Origin of the sequence: Pseudactinotalea sp. HY160, assembly GCF_009372055.1 — a bacterium.
GTDB lineage: Bacteria > Actinomycetota > Actinomycetes > Actinomycetales > Beutenbergiaceae > HY158.
Genome location: NZ_WHMT01000008.1, coordinates 62,682 through 84,199, shown reverse-complemented (window position 1 = coordinate 84,199; position 21,518 = coordinate 62,682). Strand labels below are relative to the sequence as shown.

General features: G+C 71.5%; 16 protein-coding genes. 5 read left to right on the top strand and 11 right to left on the bottom strand.

The features are described from left to right. Positions 1-101: 101 nt before the first annotated feature. Positions 102-1,703, bottom strand: coding sequence for an MFS transporter (locus GCG21_RS09485; protein WP_152909448.1), 1,602 nt, complete (start codon positions 1,701-1,703; stop codon positions 102-104). A 70-nt stretch (positions 1,704-1,773) separates the two neighbouring features. Here GCG21_RS09485 and GCG21_RS09480 point away from each other — a divergent pair, with 70 nt between their 5' ends. Beyond that, entirely contained in the window at positions 1,774-2,367 is a 594-nt protein-coding gene (locus GCG21_RS09480) for a TetR/AcrR family transcriptional regulator (RefSeq protein ID WP_152909447.1), read from the top strand. A 77-nt stretch (positions 2,368-2,444) separates the two neighbouring features. On the opposite strand, the gene GCG21_RS09475 is transcribed toward GCG21_RS09480, so the two are convergent. Then, positions 2,445-3,047: a response regulator transcription factor gene (locus GCG21_RS09475; RefSeq protein ID WP_152909446.1), complete on the bottom strand. Its 603-nt coding sequence runs from the start codon at positions 3,045-3,047 to the stop codon at positions 2,445-2,447. Next, the gene (locus GCG21_RS17260; RefSeq protein WP_370517420.1) at positions 3,044-4,303 is read right to left on the bottom strand and encodes a sensor histidine kinase; all 1,260 of its coding nucleotides are present in this window, start codon (positions 4,301-4,303) and stop codon (positions 3,044-3,046) included. Before GCG21_RS17260 ends, GCG21_RS09475 begins: the two co-directional genes overlap by 4 nt. Before the next feature lie 146 nt (positions 4,304-4,449). Here GCG21_RS17260 and GCG21_RS09465 point away from each other — a divergent pair, with 146 nt between their 5' ends. Beyond that, positions 4,450-5,040, top strand: coding sequence for a small multidrug efflux protein (locus GCG21_RS09465; protein WP_152909445.1), 591 nt, complete (start codon positions 4,450-4,452; stop codon positions 5,038-5,040). A 15-nt stretch (positions 5,041-5,055) separates the two neighbouring features. Here GCG21_RS09465 and GCG21_RS09460 read toward each other — a convergent pair whose 3' ends face one another. The 4 genes from GCG21_RS09460 to GCG21_RS09445 form a co-directional block, all read right to left on the bottom strand. Further along, a complete protein-coding gene (locus tag GCG21_RS09460; RefSeq protein WP_152909444.1) occupies positions 5,056-6,147 on the bottom strand; it encodes an acyl-CoA desaturase in 1,092 nt (363 codons plus the stop codon). A 181-nt stretch (positions 6,148-6,328) separates the two neighbouring features. Then, positions 6,329-7,810, bottom strand: coding sequence for a carboxylesterase/lipase family protein (locus tag GCG21_RS09455; protein WP_152909443.1), 1,482 nt, complete (start codon positions 7,808-7,810; stop codon positions 6,329-6,331). Positions 7,811-7,899: 89 nt separating this feature from the next. Continuing rightward, positions 7,900-13,845, bottom strand: a complete 5,946-nt coding sequence (locus GCG21_RS09450) for a GH92 family glycosyl hydrolase (protein ID WP_152909442.1) — start codon at positions 13,843-13,845, stop codon at positions 7,900-7,902. Between the two features lie 151 nt (positions 13,846-13,996). After that, positions 13,997-15,109: a sorbosone dehydrogenase family protein gene (locus GCG21_RS09445; RefSeq protein ID WP_227993590.1), complete on the bottom strand. Its 1,113-nt coding sequence runs from the start codon at positions 15,107-15,109 to the stop codon at positions 13,997-13,999. Positions 15,110-15,392: 283 nt separating this feature from the next. Here GCG21_RS09445 and GCG21_RS09440 point away from each other — a divergent pair, with 283 nt between their 5' ends. Both GCG21_RS09440 and GCG21_RS09435 read left to right on the top strand, forming a co-directional pair. Then, on the top strand, positions 15,393-15,932 hold the full coding sequence (locus GCG21_RS09440; RefSeq protein WP_153878590.1) for an NUDIX hydrolase family protein: 540 nt from the start codon (positions 15,393-15,395) through the stop codon (positions 15,930-15,932). Next, a complete protein-coding gene (locus tag GCG21_RS09435) occupies positions 15,929-16,357 on the top strand; it encodes a DUF3054 domain-containing protein (protein ID WP_152909440.1) in 429 nt (142 codons plus the stop codon). The genes GCG21_RS09440 and GCG21_RS09435 overlap by 4 nt, the downstream gene beginning before the upstream one ends. Positions 16,358-16,366: 9 nt before the next feature. Here GCG21_RS09435 and GCG21_RS09430 read toward each other — a convergent pair whose 3' ends face one another. Further along, positions 16,367-17,077 carry an MgtC/SapB family protein gene (locus GCG21_RS09430; protein WP_227993589.1) on the bottom strand — a complete coding sequence of 237 codons (711 nt, stop codon included), beginning with the start codon at positions 17,075-17,077 and terminating at the stop codon, positions 16,367-16,369. Between the two features lie 171 nt (positions 17,078-17,248). Here GCG21_RS09430 and GCG21_RS09425 point away from each other — a divergent pair, with 171 nt between their 5' ends. Then, a complete protein-coding gene (locus tag GCG21_RS09425; RefSeq protein ID WP_152909439.1) occupies positions 17,249-19,408 on the top strand; it encodes a GDSL-type esterase/lipase family protein in 2,160 nt (719 codons plus the stop codon). Here GCG21_RS09425 and GCG21_RS09420 read toward each other — a convergent pair. The 3 genes from GCG21_RS09420 to rph are packed head-to-tail and all read right to left on the bottom strand — an operon-like array spanning position 19,401 to position 21,500. Then, a complete protein-coding gene (locus GCG21_RS09420; protein WP_152909438.1) occupies positions 19,401-20,054 on the bottom strand; it encodes a CueP family metal-binding protein in 654 nt (217 codons plus the stop codon). The genes GCG21_RS09425 and GCG21_RS09420 overlap by 8 nt on opposite strands. A 4-nt stretch (positions 20,055-20,058) precedes the next feature. Then, complete coding sequence (gene rdgB / locus GCG21_RS09415) at positions 20,059-20,709, bottom strand: RdgB/HAM1 family non-canonical purine NTP pyrophosphatase (protein WP_152909437.1); 651 nt, start codon at positions 20,707-20,709, stop codon at positions 20,059-20,061. Further along, positions 20,706-21,500, bottom strand: coding sequence for a ribonuclease PH (gene rph / locus GCG21_RS09410; RefSeq protein WP_152909436.1), 795 nt, complete (start codon positions 21,498-21,500; stop codon positions 20,706-20,708). Before rph ends, rdgB begins: the two co-directional genes overlap by 4 nt. Positions 21,501-21,518 lie beyond the last annotated feature (18 nt).

Sequence of the window (21,518 nt, the reverse complement as noted above, 5' to 3'; positions counted from 1 at the left end):
GCAGCCGGCCAGATGGTCCTGGCACCGGCACGTCCGGACCGGGCTCGAGGCCCTGGCCAACATCCGCCGAGCCGAGTTCGTCCAGTGCAACAGACGCGCATTCAGCTGCGATCGTGGTCGTCGCTCCGGGTTTCCAACATCTTCCAGGCCGTCCAGATGAGATCGATGATGTACACGACGACCCACGTGCGCATGGCGGCGCCCGCGAGCGCAGCAATGTCGGGGTCGCCGCCGAAGAGTTCACGGACGGCGCGCACGACGCCGGGAGCTTCGCTGCCGAAACCCAGGATCGAGGAGAACGAGGACTCGGGGACGGCGAAGCGGGCGATCAAGAGCCCAACTGCAAGCAGTCCGCTGTGGGCCGCAAGATCGGTGAGGAGTGTTCGGCGTGATTTCTGCGCCATGGATTCGTTCGCGTCGGAGCGGGCACTCAGGTCCACATCCTGCGTGGTGGAAGGGCGCCCGTCCGAGTGAATCGTCGGCCTCGCGGGGCCGGAGAGGGCCGCGACCGCTGCAGCTTCTGGGTCGTCGGTCACACCGAGTCGTCTCACCGCCGCGGGGATAAGGGCCGCACCGGATGAGATCACGAGGGCGCAGATGAGGCAGGCGAGGAGCCAGCTTCCCGACTCGTAGAGAAGACCCGCGACGAGAGATCCGATGAACGCTCCTGCCAGGCAGGCCGCCTCGTACAGACTGAGGCCGCAACCAAGGTGCGCGCGGCCCGCAACCTCTGCGATCACCGACTGCTGTACGGGGATCACTGCCGCCCATGCGACCGCGGACAGTACCCATAGTGCTGCGATCCAGGGTGGGCTCGGTGCGAATGCAAGACCGAGTGCGAACAGGGCGCTGCTCACCGAGCCGAGCATGAGCATCCGGCGGCGACCGAACCGCACGACCAGGCGATGCAGAGGGGCCGGGAGGACGCTCATTACGATCGCTCCGGGAAGGAACACGTAGGCGATCTCGACGACTCCGAGACCGAAGCCGCGTTGCAGGTGGAGGATCAGTAGCAGACTGATCGCCGCTTCAGCGGTCATCGTAACCACTACGGCAAGCAGCATTGGTCGTAGCGATGTGCCGAGTCGTCTCAGCGAAACACTCGATAGCTCTGTTGCCGCGGTCCTCGCGTCGTCCGTCGATGAATCTCGATGACGTGTTCGGAACAGCCCCCACGCCGCGAGGAGGCAGCACAGGGCGATACCGGCGAATACCCACTGATACCCGGCGATGGAGAGCAGGATGATGGCGGGCACGAGGATCAGCCATCCGCCCGTTTCCTCCGCGGCGACAAGCTTCGCGAACACGCTCGAATCCTCGTGGAGGCGTTCCCCGATGATCGAACGGATTGCGACCCACAGAAACGCACCTGCCCCGCCGGTCACGACCGCCGCGATCACGGCCGATGAGAACCCCGTCGAGAGGGCGAAGAGTCCGCATCCGACCGCGAATGCACCTGCCCCGAGCGCGCCGACGACCGAGCGATCTGCGCGGTCGACCACCACACCGGCTACGGGGCGAATCAGGAATGCCGTCAACTGACTCGCTGCGATCAGCAGGCCGGTCTCCCACGCAGAGAGCCCGAGTATTGCGCCCGCGAAGAGTGGCAGCACGAAGTCGACGACCTGCTCAGCACCGCTGGCGAGCGTTGCACTGTCCAGCGTGCGCCGCTCGCGCCGTAACGCGAGGGTCGCAGCAGCCATCTGACCTCCATCTTGGCGACACGAATGAACTAGCAAATGGATGTTAGCACGACCGTGTTAGCATCATGAGATGCCGAAGCTCATCGATCACGATCAGCGACGTGAACAGATCGCTGAAGCAACCTGGCGTGTTGTTCTGGCCGAGGGCATCAGCAGCGTGTCCATTCGTACGGTCGCAGCAGAAGCAGGCATCTCCACCGGGTCGCTACGCCACGTTTTTCCCACCAAGACCGAGCTGCTGGTTCACGCCATGCAACTGGTGGATCAGCGCGCGTGGGAGCGCATCCAACACCACCTCGAGGAGCCGGACCCGCGCTCCCTTGTGATCGCCGTCATCAGGGAGCTTCTCCCGCTCGACGCCGAGCGCCGCGCAGAGATGCAGGTCAACATCGCGCTGATCGCCGAAGCACCCGGCAATGACCAGATCAGGCAGGTCCGTGACGAAACCTATGCGGTGCTCCGAGATGCGTGCAGGCGCATGGTCACCCACATCCACCAAGCTGACCTGGCCGCGCCGGAACTCGACATCGAAGCAGCGACGACCGCGCTGCACGGACTTGTCGACGGATTGGCCGTTCACATGCTCGTCAACCCTGAACCGACCTTCGCGCAACAGGCGCTCCAGGCAATCGAAGACAACATCGATGGGCTGAAACGCTTGTGAGATGGGGCGTCTATCGGGGTCACAACACTGCAGACCAACGGTGAACGAGGATGCGGCTACGCCCAGGTCGGACCACCTCAGATCCAGCCGCGTTCCTCCGCGAGCAGCACCGCCTGCTGGCGCGTGGCGACCTGGAGCTTGCCGAGCACGGTCGAGATGTGGTTGCGCACCGTTCCGGGCGCCAGCGAGAGGGTGCGGGCGATCTGCCCCGTGGTCTGGCCGCGGCGGCCCGCCCGCAGCACGTCGAGTTCCCGGTCGGTCAGGGGGCTGCGTTCGTCGCTCAGGGCGTCGGCGGCCACCTCCGGGTCGACGTACCGGGCACCGGCCGCGACGCGGCGGATGACCTGGGCGACCTCCTCGGCCCCGCGCGACTTGGGCAGGAATCCCGCGACGCCCGAGGCGAGCGCGCGGCGCAGCACTCCGGGCCGCGCATGCCTCGTCACCACCACGCATCGGGACGCGACGGTGCGTCGCAGCCGTTCGGCGACCTCGACCCCGTCGAGGCCCGGCATCTCCAGGTCGAGCAGGCAGACGTCCGGCTCGAGCCTGAGCGCGAGGTCGACGGCCGCCTCGCCGTCGGCGCACTCGGCGACCACGTCGATGTCGTCCTCGAGGCGGAGCAGCGCGGCCAGAGCCGACCGGATCATCGCCTCGTCGTCGGCGATCAGGATGCGGATCATCGTCGCTCGCTCCCCTCCGCGGGCACGGTCACCGGTCCGGCCGGCCGGCCGGTAGCCGGCACCCGCACCGTGACCGTGAACTCGCTCCGCCCGCGCTCCACGCGGACCTCGCCGCCGGCCTCGGCCACCCGCCGGGCGATGCCCGTGAGCCCGGATCCGTCCTCGCTCGCCGCGGCGGGCGAGGACGCGTCGTTGGTGATCTCGTAGCGCCAGCCGGCGCCGTCGCCGGTGAGCAGCAACCGGGCCCACCGCCCGCCCCCGTGCCGGAGCACGTTCGTGGTCGTCTCGCGGATCACCGGCCCGAGGACGTCGGCGGGCGCTCGGCGTGAGTCGGGGTCGATCGTCGCCTCCGCGGTCGTGCCCGCGGCCCGGAGCAGGTCGACCGCGTTCGCGATCTCGTGCTCGAGGGGGACGCCGCGGAACCGCGTCGCGAGATCCCGCGTGCCCTGCTGCGCGGCGGCGACGCTCGTTCTCGCCGCCCGCACCTGCTCGAGCGCGGCGCCGGCTCGACCCTTGTCGATGAGTCGCTCGGCGAGTTCGAGCTGCAGCGCGATGACCTGAAGGTGATGCCCCTGCAGGTCGTGCACGTCGGTCGCGACGCGCAGCCGCTCCTGGGTCGCCCCCAGGCGCGATTCGGCCGCCCGGGCCCGGTCGAGCCGCGCGAGCACGTCCCACCACCACAGCGAGAGCACGGTCACGCCGGGGAGCAGGACCGAGTACACGACCATGACCGGCCAGTTCGACTCGGCGGAATCGCCCCCCGTGAAGACCGAGCGGGCGTCGATCGATGCGAGCACGGTGAGCAGCGCGGTCGCGGCCACCACCACCCGCAGCCGGATCCCCGCCGCCCAGTCGAGCATGACCGCCACCTGCACGACGGGCGTGACCGCGACGATCCAGATACCGGTGGACGCCCAACCGAGAGCGCCGAGGACCACGGCCGCCGACAGCGGCAGGAGCGCCGAACGCCACGGCAGGAGCGGAGCGGAATCGGTGCGGTGCCGGTAGGCGACGAGGGCCACGCCCGTCGCGACCAGCCACAGCAGCCCGCCGGCGGCGACGGCGCGCACCACCGCGGGGCGGAAGCCCTCCAGGTGGAGCACCGACACCGTCATCAGAACGAGCATCAGTTCGAAGAAGACGATCGCCGAGACCGTGTACCACCAGGTCACGGTGATGCTCCGGGTGAGCCGACGATCGCTGCGGAGACCGGGCGCCGCGGGAGCTGCGGCGGCACGGTCGTCAGGGCTGGTCACAGCCACAGCCTACGGGCATGACAGTTGTCACCCCTCGTGCGGGTCATGTTCCCCCGCGCGGGTGACACGGCGGCACTTCCCACTCCTCGCCCGAACCGATGGACTGGTGGCACACCGACACCCGGTGCCCCACGACAGGAGAACCCATGGACCTCATCGCCTTCTTCCAGGACCTCGTTGCCCAGGTTCCGGAGCTGCTGCAGCCGGTCATCGTCTCGGCCGCCGCCGCCATCCCCTTCATCGAAGGCGAGGGGGCCGCCACGATCGGGATCGTCGGTGGAATCCCCCCGGTCCTCGCCGCCCTCGCCGCCATCGCCGGCAATCTCCTGTGCGTCACGGTGCTCGTGCTCACCACGACCCGCGTGCGCCGGGCGGTCATCACCCGCCATCACACCCGCGTGCTCGCCGGCGCCGGCGGCATGGACACGACCGACGCGACCGACCCGACCGGCACTGCCGGCACCGGCCTCGGCGGCGTCGTCGATCCGGCCGCGCCCGTCGAGACCGGCCGCAAAGCGGCCCGGCGAGCCAAGTTCCAGCGGGCGTTGGAGCGGTACGGGGTGCCCGGGGTCAGCCTGCTCGGCCCGCTCCTCATTCCCACCCAGTTCACCGCGACGATGCTCGCCGCCGCCGGTGTGCGCAGGCAGCGCATCCTGTTGTGGCAGGGGATCGCCATCACGGGATGGACGACCCTCGTCACGGTCCTCGTCGTCGGCGCCCTCTCGGCCCTCGCCTGAGCGGGTGGGCCGGTGCTAGGCGCTCAGGCGCAGCTGACTGGCCAGGGGGCAGTCGAACGGGTCGCGCTCGCCGAGGCCGACCTTGTTCAGGTACTCCACGAGGATCCGGTAGGACTCCCCCATCGACGTCTCGGTGTACTTGACGCCCTTCTCCAGGCAGTACGCCTTGACGATCGGGGCGACCTCGCGCATGGCGATCCGGGGCATGCTCGGGAAGAGGTGGTGCTCGATCTGGTAGTTGAGCCCGCCGTAGAGCGCGGCCATGAACCAGCCGCCGCGGATGTTGCGCGACATGAGCACCTGCCGGCGCAGGAAGTCGATCGACATGTCCTTGGGAACGATCGGCATCCCCTTGTGGTTCGGGGCGAACGAGCAGCCCATGTAGAACCCGAAGACGGCCAGCTGCACGCCGAGGAACGCGAAGGCGAGTCCCGGGGAGAGCACCAGGAACACCGCGGCGACGAGGCCGCCGATCCGCAGCACCAGCAGCGCGAACTCGAGCCAGCGACGCTCCGCCCGGCCCGCCTGATCCTTGCGGAAGAGGCCGCGGATGCTCTGGTAGTGCAGGTTGATTCCCTCGAGGCACACGAGCGGGAAGAACAGGTAGCCCTGCCGCTTGTACCAGAACCGCTGCAGGGGCGACGCGCCGTCGGTCTGCCCGGGCACGAACGCGATGACGTCCATGTCGATGTCCGGGTCGGCCCCGACCTTATTCGGCTGGGCGTGGTGCTTGGAGTGCTTGACCTGCCACCAGCCGTAGCTCAGCCCGACGAGCACGTTCGCCAGCAGCAGACTCGCCCATTCGTTCTTGCGGCCCGAGCGGAAGATCTGCATGTGGGCGGCATCGTGGCCGAGGAAGGCCGTCTGCGTGAGCGTGACGGCCAGCGCGCCCGCGACGAGGAGCTGCCACCAGCTGTCACCGAGCAGCACGAACGCCGTCGCGATCGCTCCATAGGCCAGGAGCAGGCCCCCGAATGCGGACCAGTAGAACGTGTAGCGCCGCCGCATGAGACCCTGCGCGGTCACCTTCTTGCGCAGTTCGGTGAAGTCCCGCACGAAATTACGCTGGCGCTCGCCCGGTCGGACGGCGGCCGTGGAAATAGACATGAACTCCTGCTCGCGTCGGTTGTGGCCGAGAATCAGCCCTGGAGGGACGCGATACCCGCAGGCAAGACGTCTGGGCACTTGGACCAGCGCCCGTTCTTCGATCGTAGCCCGCAAAGAGCCCGCGGGAAACACGACCGACGTATAGGCACGGGACGTTCATCCTTCGACCACATCTCGCGTCTCAGGGGCGCACGAGCGGCGCCACCGACGCGTAGGCGCCCGCCAGGTCCCGGGTGGTCTCGTCGAACACCCGGGAGATCATGGACGGCGCCCGGTAGCGTTCCCATCCCGGCTCACCCGTCCGCATCAAGCGGACCGCGGCGCCGTGCACCGCATCGGCGAGTGCCTGCGGCGGCTCGGGCCCGGTGACGGGGGGCACGTCGTCGCGGTCGAGGCAGTCGAAGAAGAAGGGCACGTCGAGGCAGTGCTGGGCGTGGCCGGCCGCGCGGGAGGGCCACGCGAACCGGTACAGCCAGGTCGCCGCCTCCGGCGCCTCGGCCCGGGCGGCGGCGAACCGCAGCGCCGGGGCCCGGAACACGGCGTCGGTGAGGAATCGACCGGCGATGCGGGCCGTGCCCGCGCGGGCGAGCGCTCGGTTGGCCGCGAGATAGTCCCCGGCGCGGGCGCGCTCGAGGCCCATGACCCGCAGCACGAGCCGGGTCGGTGCCCACCTGAGCCGGCGGGCCAGCGGGGCGACGGCGCCGAGGAACTCGTCGTCGGTGGTGCCGAGCACGAGCGGCTTGTCGGCGCCGACGCCGGCGCGGATCGAGTCGAGGGTCGGGGCGGGCAGGAGGTCGCCGTCGACCATCGGCCCGATCGGCAACCCGTGCGTGGTGACCTCGGCGACCTGCCACGGCCGGGAGAGGGTGGTCAGCTCCCGTTGAATCGGCAGGAGACGCTCCTCGGGCACGGACCGCAGGGCGGCCGCGGTCGGCTCGACCCCGGCCCGGGCGGCGATGGCCCGCCCGAGGCGCTCTGCCCGGTCGGCCGGGACGTCCGCCAGCGCCCCGGAGAGCGCGTAGACGCCGTGGAAGAGGTGGGCGGCCGCGGGCATGCCGAGCAGCGTGAGCACGGCCCCGCCGCCGGCGGACTGGCCGGCGATGGTCACCCGCGCGGGGTCGCCGCCGAAGGCCGCGATGTTCTCCTGCACCCATTCGAGTGCGAGCAGCCAGTCCCGCACGCCCCGGTTCGCCGGCGCACCGTCGATCCAGCCGAATCCGTCGTGCCCGAGCCGATAGGAGACGGTCACGGTCACGACGCCGTCGCGGTTGAACGCGGCCCCGTCGTACCAGGGTCCGGCCGGCGATCCCGCGGTGAACGAGCCGCCGTGGAACCAGACGAGCACCGGCAGTCCGCCGGCGCTGCCCGGGCGCTCGGGTGAGGGCGTGAACACGTTGACGTTGAGGGTCGAGTCCCCGGCGATGCTCGGCTCGGGGATCGTCGTGGGGCCCGTCGCCCCCCGTTGGGGCGTGGCCCCGTACTCGAGGGCGTCGAGCACGCCCCGCCAGGGCTCCTTGGGCCGGGGCGCGGCGAACCGCAGCTCGGCCACCGGCGGCTCCGCGAACGGAATACCCAGGAAGGCCGCGGACCCCTCCTCGGCCCCGCGCCACCGGCCCCGCACGCGGCCGGCGGGCGCGGTCACCTCGACGAATTCCGTGGACATGCCTGCACCCTAGCGAGGCGGCCCGACAGACGCCTCGCCCGCCGCCTCCGGTGTGGAGACGGCGGGCGAGGTGCCGGCCGTTCGCGCTGCTATTCGGCGGTGGAACCGAACCGGCGTCGCAGCGCGATCACCAGGCCACCGGCCGCCAGCAGCGCGCCGAGGGCGATGACCCAGCCGGTCACGCTCGCCCCGGTCGAGGGCATCGACCCGTCACCCGAGCCGTCGGCCGCGGTGTCCGCGCCCGATGCGTCACTCGATCCCGAGTCGTCGCCCTGATCCGAGCCTGCATCCGATCCGTCCGAGCCGCCGTCCGACCCGCCGTCGTCCCCGCCGATGGGCGCATCGCCCACGGTGAGCACGAGCGCCGCGGAGGTCGACGGAACGAAGGCATCCTCGTCGTCCGGGGTGAACCGGGCGGTGTAGGAGTGTTCGCCCGAGGTCGCCGGGGTGACGTCGACCGAGGCCGTGCCACCCGAGACCGGGGCGGTTCCCACGACCTCGTCGCCGTCGAGGATCTCGATCATTCCGCTCGCCTCGGCGGGCGCGACGGTCGCGGTGAGCGTGACCGAGGATCCCGCCACGGGGGCGTCCGAACCGGCGGTGAGCGTCACGCTCGTGTCCACCGGGCCGGGCACCTCGAGGGCGACGACGATCTCGGCGCGGGCCGGCACCTGCGACTCGGCGCCCGTGGCCACCACGGGATACGTGCCCGCGACGGCATCGGCCGGGATCGCCAGCTCGTAGGCGAACCCGCCGTCGGCATCGGCGGTCACCGTGCCCTCGCCGCCCTCAGCACCGGCGAGGGTCATCGCCTCGCCGAGGTCCACGGCCACGGTCTCGCCCGGGGCGAAGCCGGACCCGGTCACGCCCACGGTCCCACCCGGGGCAACCGTCTCGGCGTCGAGGGTGATCGCCGGCTCGTAGAGCACCGGCGGGTCCGTCACGACGATCTCGAGCCGGGCGACCTGCGAGGTCACGCCGTCGTCCACCGTGACCGCCACCTGATAGGTGCCGGGCGCGGCGTACGTGTGCGTGCCGGTCACCGAATCGGTCACGGCATCGATCAGGTCGACGGCGCTGCCGTCGCCCCAGTTGACGACCGCCGTGGCGCCGTCGGCGTCATCGGTGCCCACCCCGCCCGAGACGGTGGCGAGGGCCTCGGTGAAGGCGACCTGCGTCGTCTGTTCGCCGACCTCGGCCGGGGAGACCGCGAGCGCCGCGCTCTCCTGCCGGTCGCCGTCGGAGGCGATCGCGAAGAGGTGCGCGCGGCCGTCGTTGCGGAGCGTGCCCTCCTCGACGGGCAGGGTCAGGCTGACGACGCGCTTGGCCGCGCCGCCGGAGTCCGTGGCGAGGTCGACCGGGGCGGTCGCGAAGATCCCGGAGTTCTTCACGGTGCCCTCGGCCTGGGTACCGACGAGGCGCCCCTTCGAGAGCCCGACCAGGATGTTGCCGTAGGCCGGGCTGCCCGAGGCGCCGACCCAGTCGCCGAACTGGATCGGGAGGTCCTGGGTCGTGCCGTCGGCGTAGGTGAGCACGCCCGTGAGGTCCTTGCCGGACTCGGTGGCCGTGCCGATGAGGGAGATCTGCGTGGCCCCGTCACCGAGGTCGATCGCGACACTCTGGCCCTCGCCGGTGATGTTGTCCGGCTCGCCCGCGGGGATGTCGGGCAGGTCGAACGTCACGTCCGTGCCGGGAACCTCGACCGTCGTGCCCTGCACGAAGCCCGAGTCCGCGAGTTTGTCGCGGAAGTAGCTCGAGCTTTGCCCGTCGCAGTTGCCGGCGGTCTCGTTCAGGTCGCCGATGCACACGTTGTTGAACTGACCGGTGAACGTGTCGTCGCGGTAGACCTCGATCGACGTGGTACCACCGGCCCTCGCGCCGCCGTCGGCGGTCGCGGTGACCGTCACCGTGTAGACGCCCGGCCGGTCGTAGGTGTGCGACGCGGCCGCTCGCCAGCCGCCGAAGCCGTTGTCGGTGAGGGTGGCCGGCTGCGCGTCGCCGCCGTCGCCGAAGTCGACGGTCACGTCGGAGTCGGCATTCACGCCCTCGCCCCGGATCGTGGCGACCTGGCCGTCGAACTCCTCGCCCATGCGCACGCGCTGGGCGTCCGCCCCGGTGACCTCGAGGTCGCCGGTCGCGGCACCCGTGGCGAACAGCTCGAGCTCGGCGAGGGCGAGGTCGCCCTCGGCGGCCGAGACGGTGAGCCGGTACTGGGTGTAGCCGGCCGCATTATCGCTGCCGGGCACCGAGAACGGACGGGTCTGGGTTCCGAACGGGAAGGTCTCGCCGCTGCGGGAGTCCAGCTCGGTCCAGTTCTCGCCGTCGCTGGAGGCCTCGAGGGTCCACGCCGCGGGTGCGGCGCCGGCCGTCGTGGCGGTGAGCGTGTACGAATGGACGGCGACCGGTCCCGATTCGGAGGTCCAGATCAGTTCCGCGTCGGTTCCCTCGAACGTGACCGAGGAGCGCATGAGGTCGTCGGTCAGCGGCGCCGAATCGACCGTCTCGCCGGCGCCGTCACGCGCGGTCAGGGTGCCGACGCCGGGCTTCGTGGCGTCGCGCATCGTCTCGGGCACGGACAGGTCCTCGTCGAGGTCCTTGGCGCCCCAGTCGCTCGGGCTCTCACTCATGGTGAAGGTGAGGGTGCCGCCGGAGCGGATGAGGTCGCCGTCGATGGTCGTCTCGGTCAGCGGCGTGCCGTTGTGGGCGACACCGTCGACGTAGACCTTGCCCTCGCTCGCGCCGGGCGCCTCGATCCGCAGGGTCGTATCGCCGAGGTTGAGGGTGGCGGCGTCGAAGATCGGCGAGCCGATCGTGTAGTCGCCGGAGCCGACCTGGAGCGGGTAGAAGCCGAGCGCGGAGAAGATGTACCAGGCGGAGAACTCGCCGTTGTCCTCATCGCCGGGGTAGCCCTGGCCGATGTCGGAGCCGGCGAAGAGCCGCTGCATGATCTCCCGGATGAGCTCCTGGGCGCCGGAGGGGTCCCCGGCCTCGGCGAGCACGTAGGGGATGTGGTGGGCGACCTGGTTCGACAGCCCGAGCATGCCCAGGCGCACGTCGCGCGCCTCGCGGGCCTCGTGGATGCCGGAGTAGTCGGCCTTCTCGGGCGTGGTGAGGAACTCGTGCAGTTCGTCCACGAGGCCTTGGCGGCCGCCGTAGAGGGCGGCGAGGCCGTCGACGTCCTGCGGGGCGTGGAAGGCGAAGGTCCATCCCGAGGCCTCGGTGAACGCCCCGCCCCACTCCTTCTTGTCGAAGTCGGCGCCGTCGGAGAACGAGCCGTCGGCGTTGCGGGAGGTGAAGACCCCGGCCTCCGGGTTGTACATGAGGGCGAAGTGCTCGGAGCGGGCGTCGAAGTAGGCGGCCTCCTCGCGCAGCTGCGCCACGCGGTCGGCCGGGGTGTTCGGGTCGTCGGCGAGCTTGTGCGCCATCTGCGCGATGCCGTAGTCGTTGATGAAGCCCTCGAGGCCCCACGAGGCGCTCTGGTGGGTGCTCGCGTCGGTGTAGCCGAGGAAGATCGACCGGTCGAGGCCCTTGCGGCCCACCGCGTTCGAGTCGGGCAGCACCGTCGCGTTCTTCACGGCGGCGTCATAGGCGTCGAGCGCGAGGTCGGTGTCGATCGCGCCGGCGAGGTAGGCCTCGGCGAAGGCGACGTCGGAGCTCGTGCCGGTCATGAGGTCGGCGTAGCCGGGCGAGGACCACCGGGCGACCCAGCCGCCGTCGCGGTACTGCTGCACGAAGCCGTCGACCAGTTCCTGGGTGATCCCGTCCGGGTAGAGCAGGGCGTATGCCGGCCAGGCCGTGCGGTAGGTGTCCCAGAAGCCGTTGTTGACGTAGATCTTCCCGTCGACGATCGGCGCGTTCGTCTCGGTGTCGGTCGCATCGCCCACGGTCGGCGAGACCGGGCTCGCGTACTGGTACACCGGCGCCTCGGCCGTGCCCGTGTTCTCGAACTGGGAGTTCGGGTAGAGGTTGAGGCGGTACAGCCCCGAGTAGAGGTTGACCAGCTGCTCGTCGGTCGCACCCTCGACGTCGGTGATGACCGAGAGCCGCTCGTTCCAGGCGTCGGTCGCGGCCGCGTGGAGCTCGTCGAAGCTGCGGCCGGTCACCTCGAGACCGAGGTTCTTCTCGGCCTGGGCCTGGGAGATGAAGGAGCTTGCCACGCGCAGCTCGACCGTCGAGTCCTCGCTCGTGTCGAAGGCGGCGTACCGGGCGCTGTCCCGGTCCCCGCGCGGTGCGGCGCCCGCCGCCGTGGGCGCGGCGTCGAATTGGCCGGCGACGAACATCCGGGTCTTGCCCGGGTAGCTGGAGCCGTCCTCGACCCAGCCGCTCACGTGGCCGTCGGCGGAGACAGTGAGGCCGGACTTTCCGTCCTTGTCACTGATGCCCTGGTCGACGAGCACGCTACCGGTGTCCCCGGTGAAGGTGAAGGCGAAGACCGCGCCGTGGTCGGTCGGGGTGACCGCCGTGGCGAGCCCGTTGTCGAATTCGACCTCGTAGATGTCGGGCCGGGCGGTCTCGTTCTCGTGGCCGAAGGCGAGCTTGCGCTCGCTCAGCTTCGAGGTCGGATCGCTGCCGTCGGCGGGGAGCACGACGAACTGGTTCCGGTCGCCCATCCAGATGCTCGGCTCGTGCGAGAAGCCGATGCCCTCGAGGGTGGGCCGGTTGTCGGAGTTGTTCCGGGCCTGGTACTCGTACAGCGTCCCGGTGGTGCTCGCGTTGGTGAACGGGGTGATGAAGTTGAACCCGTTCGGCCAGGCGGTCGCCGGGATGTTGTTGCCGCGGGAGAAGCCGCCGGAGGAGTTCGTGCCGCGGCGGGTGTCCACGTAGCTGACGAGCCCGTCGGAGGTGTCGCGCTCGACCGCGTGATCGAGCGTCACGTCGTCGAGGTAGCCGCCCACCGTCGTGCCGGCCGGGGCGTCCGGCTGGTCGTAGGCGAGGAGCACGTCGGTGACCGTGCGCCCGGCGAAGGCGGACAGGTCCACGGTGACCGAGTTCCACTGGTCGGGCCAGAGGATGTTGCCGGTGCCCTGCGCGCGGGCGTTCGCGCCGAAGCCGTACGCGTCGGTGGCGCCGGTCTCGGACAGGCGGGTGCCGTCGTCGAACACGAGGTCGACCGCGGCGTGGGTCGAGGCGTAGGTGAGCCCGCGGTCGAGCTCGGGGAAGATCTTGTAGGTGAGCTGGGAGTCCGCGGTCAGTTCCACGTCGGTCTCGAACAGCGTGTTGACGGCGCTCGCGCCCCCGTCGCCCGTGACCTGGCCGCCGTAGTGCAGCGAGCGGGTGCCGGTGAACCCGACGCCGGTCTTGGCCGTGGAGGACGAGCTGGGGCCGCCGGCGACCTCGGTGAGCATCGGCGTGATGGGCGTGCCCAGGTCGGAGTCGAGGAGCTCGAAATCGGCGAGCTGGATGAGGCTGGTGCCCTGGTTCGCGGCGATGTTCAGGCGGACGTAGGTGTACTCCGCGCTGCGCTCGTCGAGCTCGTAGTCCTTGGTCACGAATCGGTTCTCGCCGTCGTCGTCCTGCCAGACCTCGCCGGTGCGGGCGTCGAGCTCGACCCAGTCCTCGCCGTCGGTGGACCCCTCGACGGTGAAGTCGCGCGGGTCCCGGTCGGGGGCGTCGTTGGCAGAGGTGAGCGCGTAGCCGGTGATCGAGGCGGCCTCGGAGAGCTCGTAGGTGAGCCAGGCGCTCGTCGCGTGGGCGAGCCACTTCGTTTTCGGGTTGCCGTCGGCGGCCTTGACGGCGGTCTCGCTCGGCGGGTTCTCGTCGCTCGCGGTGACGCCGGCGACGAGCCCGAGGAGGCTGCCGGCCCGGTAGGAGGCGCCGGTGAAGTTCACCGGGGCATCGTATGACGCGCTCAGGGCCGGCTGGGAGTCCCCGGCCTCGAAGGACGAGGCGAATTCGCTCTCGGCGGCTGCGGCGGGAACGGTGGCACCGATGAGCAGGGTGCCGACCAGCGCGCCGGTGGACGCGACCGCGGCGGCGGCTCCGGCCCTTCGGCGGGGACCGCCCGCTCGGGTCGTTCGTGACCTCGGTAGTGACATGCAGGGGGCTCCTTCGGCTCCAACGGATCTTCCGATCCTGACATCGATGTCAGGTTTGGTCGAAGCTATCACGCCCACCCGCGCACCCGTCAACCCCCACCCTGTCGGCGTCAGGCGTCCCTGGCCATCGGGCGAGAACGCGCTACTGGGCTCACCCGAGCGCGAACGCGACGATCCGGTCGTCCCCGGGGCGCGGGTCGCCGCGGCCGTCGGTGTTGTTCGTGAGGAACCAGAGGCCGCCGTCCGGGGCGGGCACGACCGTGCGGATGCGCCCGTACTCACCCGCGAACAGCTCGGTCGAGGTCGCCGGGTCGGCGATCGGCACGACCCGCAGCCGCTCGCCGCGCAGGTTCGCGATCACGAGGCTGTCCCCGGAGCGGGCGATGCCGCTCGGGCTCGCCTCCTCGGTCGCCCACACCTGCACCGGATCGGTCATCCCGTCCCCGCCGCCCATGCCCTCGACGTCGGGCCAGCCGTAGTTGCCGCCCGCGGTGATGATGTTGAGCTCGTCCCACGTGTTCTCGCCGAACTCCGTGGCGAAGAGGGTGCCGTCGCCCGACCAGGCGAGGCCCTCGACGTTGCGGTGACCGTAGCTGTACACGAGCGATCCCGGGAACGGGTTGTCCGCGGGCACCTCGCCGGCCGGGGTCATCCGCAGGATCTTGCCGCTCAGGGAATCGAGGTCCTGGGCATTCTCCCGCTCGGTGGCATCCCCCGTGGTCACATACAGCATGCCGTCCGGGCCGAACGCGATCCGCCCGCCGTTGTGCACGCGCGCGGCCGGGATGCCCGCCAGGATCGTCTCCGGGGCCCCGAGGGCGATGTCGCCCGGGTGCCCGGAGAGCGCGAACCGCTGCACCCGGTTCCCGCCCTCACCCGTGGAATAGACGTAGAGGCGGTCGTCGTCGGTGGCCATGCCCAGGAGGCCGCCCTCGCCCCCGTGCACGATGCCCGCCACGGTCGCCACCTCCCGGACGTCGCCGGCGGCGGTGAGCTCGAGGATCCGGCCGCTGTCGCGTTCGCTGATGAGGGCGGACGTGCCCACGAACACGATCGACCACGGCGCCTCGAGGCCGGTGGCGATGTCGACCGGTTCGGCGGGCGTGGGCGGCGGCACGGCCGTCGGCATCGTGGTCGGCGCCTCCGACATGCGGGGCGTCGGCGCGCTCGCGCTCACCTGGGCCGACCGCTCCGGCTGCCGCTCTGGCCCCGGGCCGGAACACCCGGCGACGACCAGGAGCATGACGATCGGCACGGCGGCCATCGCACGCGCTCCGCGAACCGTCCACCGTGGCCGCATCCTCGCCTCCTCGCTCGCGTCCTGCCGCCTGCCCCGCCGACCACCATGCCGGCTGCCGTGCGCCTGCCCGGGCAGTCGCCGGCCGCTCACCGGTCGGTCCGCTCTCTCCATTCTGCCCGCGTCGGCGCCCCACGACGTGGGGCACGCCCGCGCGGAGGGCGAGCCGCGCCGTCCACACGGGCACCTGAGCGAGGGGCGGGCAGCGGGCGAGTGGCGTTCGGCGGGCGCGCACGCTAGAAATTGAGGGGTGAGCGACATCGGATCCGACGACATCGGCAGCTGGTTCTCCGAGGAGGAGCTGACGGTGCTGCGGCACCGGCTGCCCTTCCTCTACCTCGACATCCTGCCCGTGCGGGTCGACGCCGACGGGCAGATCACCGAGATCGCCACCCTGCTGCGCACGCCGCGCGAGGGCGGGATCCGGCGGGCCCTGTGCTCGGGCCGGGTGATGTACCACGAGCGGCTGCGCGACGCGATCGCCCGGCACCTCGACAAGGACCTCGGGCCGATGGCGCTGCCGCGGCTGCCGGTCTCGATCGTGCCGTTCACCATCGCCGAGTACTTCCCCACCCCGGGCATCACGCCGTATCACGACCCGCGCCAGCACGCGGTCTCGCTCGCCTACATCGTGCCGGTGGACGGCGACTGCGTGCCCTCCCAGGACGCGCTCGAGATCGCCTGGAACGCCCCGGAGGAGATCATCGACCCGACCGTGCTCGGCGAGATGGTCGACGGGCACGCGGCGCTCATCCGCACCGCGCTGGCCACGACCGGGCGGCTCGTATGAGCGCCGCGGACCGGACCGGCTCCCCCGCCGAGGTCCGCGCCGGGCTCGCCGGCTGGGGCGCGCCCCTCGCGTTCCTCTTCGACGCGCTGCTCGTGCTCGCCTTCGTGCTGGCCGGGCGGGGCACCCATTCCGAGGACGGCGGGCTCGCCGGCGCCGCCGGCACGGCGTGGCCGTTCTGGGTGGCGCTCGTCTTCGGCTGGGTACTGGCGCGGGCGTGGCGCCGGCCGGTGGCGCTGTGGCCGGCGGGCGTGATCGTGTGGGCGACCACGGTCGCCGGCGGACTCGCGCTCAGGTACCTCACCGGCGGCGGGCTGGCGGGCGGCTTCCCCTACGTCGCGGCCGGGGTGCTCGCCGTATCCCTTCTCGGCTGGCGGCTCGTGGCACTCCTGGCCGCCCGGCTGCGGCTGCGGCGCGAGCTGCGCTGACCCTGCGCCTCACGCGCCGGCGTCCTCCTCGTCGTCATTGTCGTCGCGGCGCACCTGCACCGAGCGGACCCCCTCGATGTCGTCGAGGTTCGGGATGAGGTTGCGCAGCGGCGCGCGCCCCTTGAAGCGGACGTCGAGCTCCACGAGGTCGGAGTCGTCCTTGCGGCGGGTGCCGAGGATGAAGGCGCTGAAGCCCACGGTCGTGGCCTCGGTCAGGAGCCGGCGCAGCACGCCCTCGCCGTCGACGTAGGTGATGCGCAGCACCCGGTTCGAGTCGCGCGTGGGCACGTGCGCCACGAGCGGGGCCACCACGATGAGCGCGAACAGGTGCGCCACCGTGAGGCCGATCGCGAGCGAGACCATGCCCGCCCCGGCCGCCATCCCCACCGCCGCGGCCACCCAGATGGTCGCCGCCGTGGTGAGCCCGCGCACGACGTCGCGCCGGGTGAAGATGACCCCGGCGCCGAGGAAGCCGATCCCCGAGACGATCTGGGCCGCGATCCGGGAGGGGTCGAGCACCACCTCCTCCCCGAGCACCGGGGCGAATCCGAAGGCGGACACGAGCGTGAACGTGCACGCACCCGTGCCCACGAGCACGTGCGTGCGGAATCCGGCGGCCTTCTGCCGGAACTGCCGCTCGAGGCCGATGAAACCGCACAGCACGAACGACAGGCCGAGCAGGCCGAGCTGCAGGCCCGAGGTCGACATCCACCAGCTCATCCGACCAGCCTAGCCGCGGCGCACCGGGCGGACCCCGGTCGCGGCGGGCCCGGTCGCGGCGGGCTCTGGTCGGCTCGGCCGGATCACGGGGACATCGCCGCGAGGCCTTGACATCGTTGTCAATACGGTGTCATCGTGGCGGGCGACACGATCGAAGACGATTGGAATGCAATGTCGCCCCTTCTCGCTCGACCCCTTCGCATGGCGGGCGCCGCGCTGCTGCTCGCCGGCATCGTGCTGGCTCCCGCCGCACCGGCCACCTCGGCACCGCCCGACGACGGCTGGTTCACGTCCTGGGCCCAATCCCAGCAGCGCCGGTCGGACAACACGTTCACCGAACAGACGTTCCGCATGATCACGCACCTGAGCCAGGGAGGAGACTCCCTCCGGGTACGCCTCCAGAACGAGTTCGGCGCCGGCCCGATCACGATCGACGCGGCGGGCGTGGCCCTGTCCACGGGCGAGGCCGGGACGGTCGAGGGCACGAGCCGTCCGCTCAGCTTCGACGGCTCCCCCGCGGTGACCATCCCGGCCGGCGGCGAGGCGTGGAGCGATCCCGTCGAGCTGCAGACCGACGCCCAGGACGACGTCGCGGTGAGCATGTATCTGCAGGAGCCCACCGTGCCGAGCCTGCACGACGCCCCCTACCGGAAGAACTACGTCTCGCCCCGCGGATCGGGGAATCAGGTGGCGGACACGACGGGCGATCCGTTCACCGAGGTGATGTCGTGGACCTACCTCGTCAGCGCGGTCGACGTGCACAATCCCGATCTGCTCGGCACGACCGTGGCCTACGGCAGCTCGGTCGTCGACGGCGAGGGGAGCCAGAACTGCGGCCCGGGCTGCACCGCGCTCGGCACGGATCGCCGCTGGACCGACGAACTCGGCCGGCGCATCAACAGCGAATTGCCCGCCGACGCGCAGCTGGCGGTCGCGAACGCGGGGATCGGCGGCACCACGAGCTCTCCGGACTGCGCCGGGGGCGGGAACGACGGCGTCACCCGGCTCGACCGTGACGTGCTCGAGCTCCACGGGGTCACCGCGGTCCTCTTCTACTACGGAACGAACGACCTGGCCTACGGCGCGTGCACCGACCGCGAGATCGTCGAGAGCTATGTCGACATCTTCGACCGCCTCCACGACGCGGGCATCGCCGTCTATGTCACCCCGATCACGCCCCGTCCGTCCTACTCCGCCGACCAGAACGCCTGGCGCGGCGAGGTGAACGAATTCGTGCGCGCCGGCGGGAACTGCAGCGGCACCTGTGACGGCGTGATCGACTTCGACGCCGTCCTCAAGGACCCGGTGCGCCCGAACTCGATCCTGCCGAGATACGACACGGGTGACGGCGTCCACGTGAACGTCGCCGGACAGCAGGCGCTCGCGAACTCGATTCCCCTGTCGCTGCTGGCCACCACGGGCGGCGGGGAGAGCCCGGCGCCCGTCGACTACTCGGTCTACGACTTCGAGAACGGCTACCAGGGGTGGCGCGCCGGGCAGGGCGTCGGGGCGCTGCTGTGGGCCCGCACCGACGGCGACACGGGTGCGCACGCCCTCCAGGCGCGGTCGCGGCCCCTTCCCGCTCATCAGAAGCGCGCGCTCACCGTGACCCCACCGGTCCCCCTGGACCTGTCCCGCTCGAGTGAATTCATCGCGCACATGACGATGCGCGAAGGTCTCGGCGACGACGTGGGCTACGAGGCCTCGATCAAGCTCTGGTCGGCCGATGGCGACAGCCGCCTGCACGTCGTCCCCGTCGCCGCCGACGCCGCCGACGACCGGAACGAGCTGCGGTTCACCCTGCCCGATTGGCAGGGCCTGGGCGCCGTGACCCGGATCGAGATCGGCCTGCGCGCGCCGACCTCGTCCGCGCCGTGGACCTCCGTCTTCCAGATCGACGACGTCTCCTGGCCCGTGGATCAGGAGCCGGGGGAACCCACCGACCCGGGCACCGACGAACCCACCGACCCGGGCACCGACGAGCCGACCGACCCCGGCACCGACGAGCCGACCGACCCGGGAACCAGCGAGCCGACCGACCCCGGCACCACCGAACCCACCGACCCCGGCACCGGCGAGCCCACCGACCCGGGCACCACCGAACCCACCGACCCCGGCACCGGCGAGCCCACCGACCCGGGCACCACCGAACCGACCGACCCCGGAACAGGCGAGCCCACGGACCCCGGCCGCACGGACGACTCCGCGGCGGCGCTGCCCCGCACGGGATCGTCCGGGGCGCTGCCGTGGGCCGTGTGCGCCGGATCGGTCACCCTGATCGGGTTGATCCTCGCCGTGCGCCGGGGTCGGTACGCCCGATCGCTCAGGTGAGGTGGACGGTGGTGAGGCAGGTCGGGTCGTCGGCGCCGGTGGCGAGCGGAACCGTGGCGGTGCGCTCCCCCTGCGTCACGGTCAGGGTTCCGGCGAGGTCGCGCGGGAGCCACAGCCCGAGGAAGCCGTTGTCGTTCGTGCTCGCGGTCTCGGCGAGCACGACGCTGCCGTCGTCCGCGAGCACCTGCACGTCGAACTCCTCCCCGGACAGTTCCCCGAGGCAGGTGGTCAGGCTGTGGAAGTAGCACTCGTGGGTCTGGTCCACGAACGGCGCGATCGACACGTAGAACTCGTCGGCGGGCAGCGGCACGGCGGCCTCGCGGCCGTCGGCCCCGGTGACGAGCACGGCGTCGGATCGCACCGAGGCGATGAGCCCGGTGGGGCGTTCGGTGATCGGGGTCGCCTCGAGCCGGTCCACGAGCTCGCGTCCGTCGAGGCCGGCGAGGTCGTAGTCGGCGAGGATCCCCTCGGCTGTCGCCGAGCCTGTGGACGACGCCTGCTCGCCTCCCCGCGCGGGTTCCGGCCGGTCATCGGTCGGGGTACACGCGGACAGCACCGTGAGCACGGCGACGGTGAGAACGGTGGCGAGTGCGGCGGCGAGCGGGGAGCGGCGCCCGGGCGCGCCGGGGTGGGGTCGTGTCGTCATGAGGTCATACTCTGGCAGGCCCGCCCGCAGACCCGCTGGGACGATGGTCATGCCCCAGGGCGCGGCCGATGTGCGGCGTGAGGGCGCGGAAGGCCTGGCCGCGGTGGGAGATGGCGTTCTTCTCCTCGGCGGGGATCTCGGCGGTGGTCACGTCGCGGCCGGTCGGCATGAGGATCGGGTCGTAGCCGAAGCCGCCGTCGCCCCGGGGTTCGGTGGTGAGCGTGCCCGCGAGGTAGCCGTGCTCGACGTGTTCGTGGCCGTCCGGGGTCACGAGGGCGGCGGCGCAGACGAACGACGCCTGGCGGTGGCCGGGGGCGATGTCGGCGAGTTGGGCGAGCAGCAGCTCGAGGTTCGCGCGGTCGTCGCCGTGGCGTCCGGCCCAGCGGGCGGAGAAGATGCCGGGTGCGCCGCCGAGCACGTCGACGGCGAGGCCGGAGTCGTCCGCCACGGCCACGAGCCCGGTGGCGCGGGCGAGGGCGCGGGCCTTGATCAGGGCGTTCTCGGCGAACGTCACCCCGGTCTCCTTGACGTCGGGCGTTCCGAGCTCCGCCGCGGAGGTGATCTCGTCGGGCGCGAGCACGTCCGCGAGGATCGCCCGCAGCTCGGTCAGCTTGCCCGGATTGTGGGTTGCGAGCACGAGCCGGGCAGCGCTCATGCGCCGGTCCCGGTCGGCGCGGCGGCGATCGGGGCGGGGGTGGTGCGGCCGGGCAGGTCGGCGGCGAGGGCCCGGTGCTGCAGCTCGGTCAGGCTCGCCGTGCCGGCGAGGGCGAGGTCGAGGAGGGAGTCGAGTTCGGCGCGGTGGAAGGGCACGCCCTCGGCGGTGCCCTGCACCTCGACGAAGGAGCCCGAGCCCGTGACCACGACGTTCATGTCGGTGTCGGCGCGCACGTCCTCGACGTAGGGCAGGTCGAGCATGGGGGTGCCGTCGATGATCCCGACCGACACGGCGGCCACGGAGTCGGTGAGCACGGTCGCGGAGGCGGCGATGTCGCCGGTGCGCTGGCCGTGGGCCACGGCGTCGGCCAGCGCCACGTAGGCACCGGTGATCGCGGCGGTGCGGGTGCCGCCGTCGGCCTGGAGCACGTCGCAGTCGAGCACGATCGTGTTCTCCCCGAGGGCGGCCAGGTCGATGATCGCGCGCAGGGAGCGGCCGATGAGCCGGGAGATCTCGTGGGTGCGGCCGCCGATCTTGCCCTTGACCGATTCCCGGGACGAGCGGGTGGTCGTGGCCCGGGGCAGCATGGCGTACTCGGCGGTGACCCAGCCGAGGCCGGACCCCTTGCGCCAGCGCGGCACCTCGGCCGTGAACGAGGCGGTGCACAGCACCCGGGTGCCGCCGAACTGCACGAGCACCGAGCCCTCGGCGTGGTCGGACCACCCCCGCTGGAACGTCACGGGTCGCAGTTCATCGGGGCGGCGCCCATCGGCGCGGGTCATCGAACTCATGGATTCGAGCCTACTGGG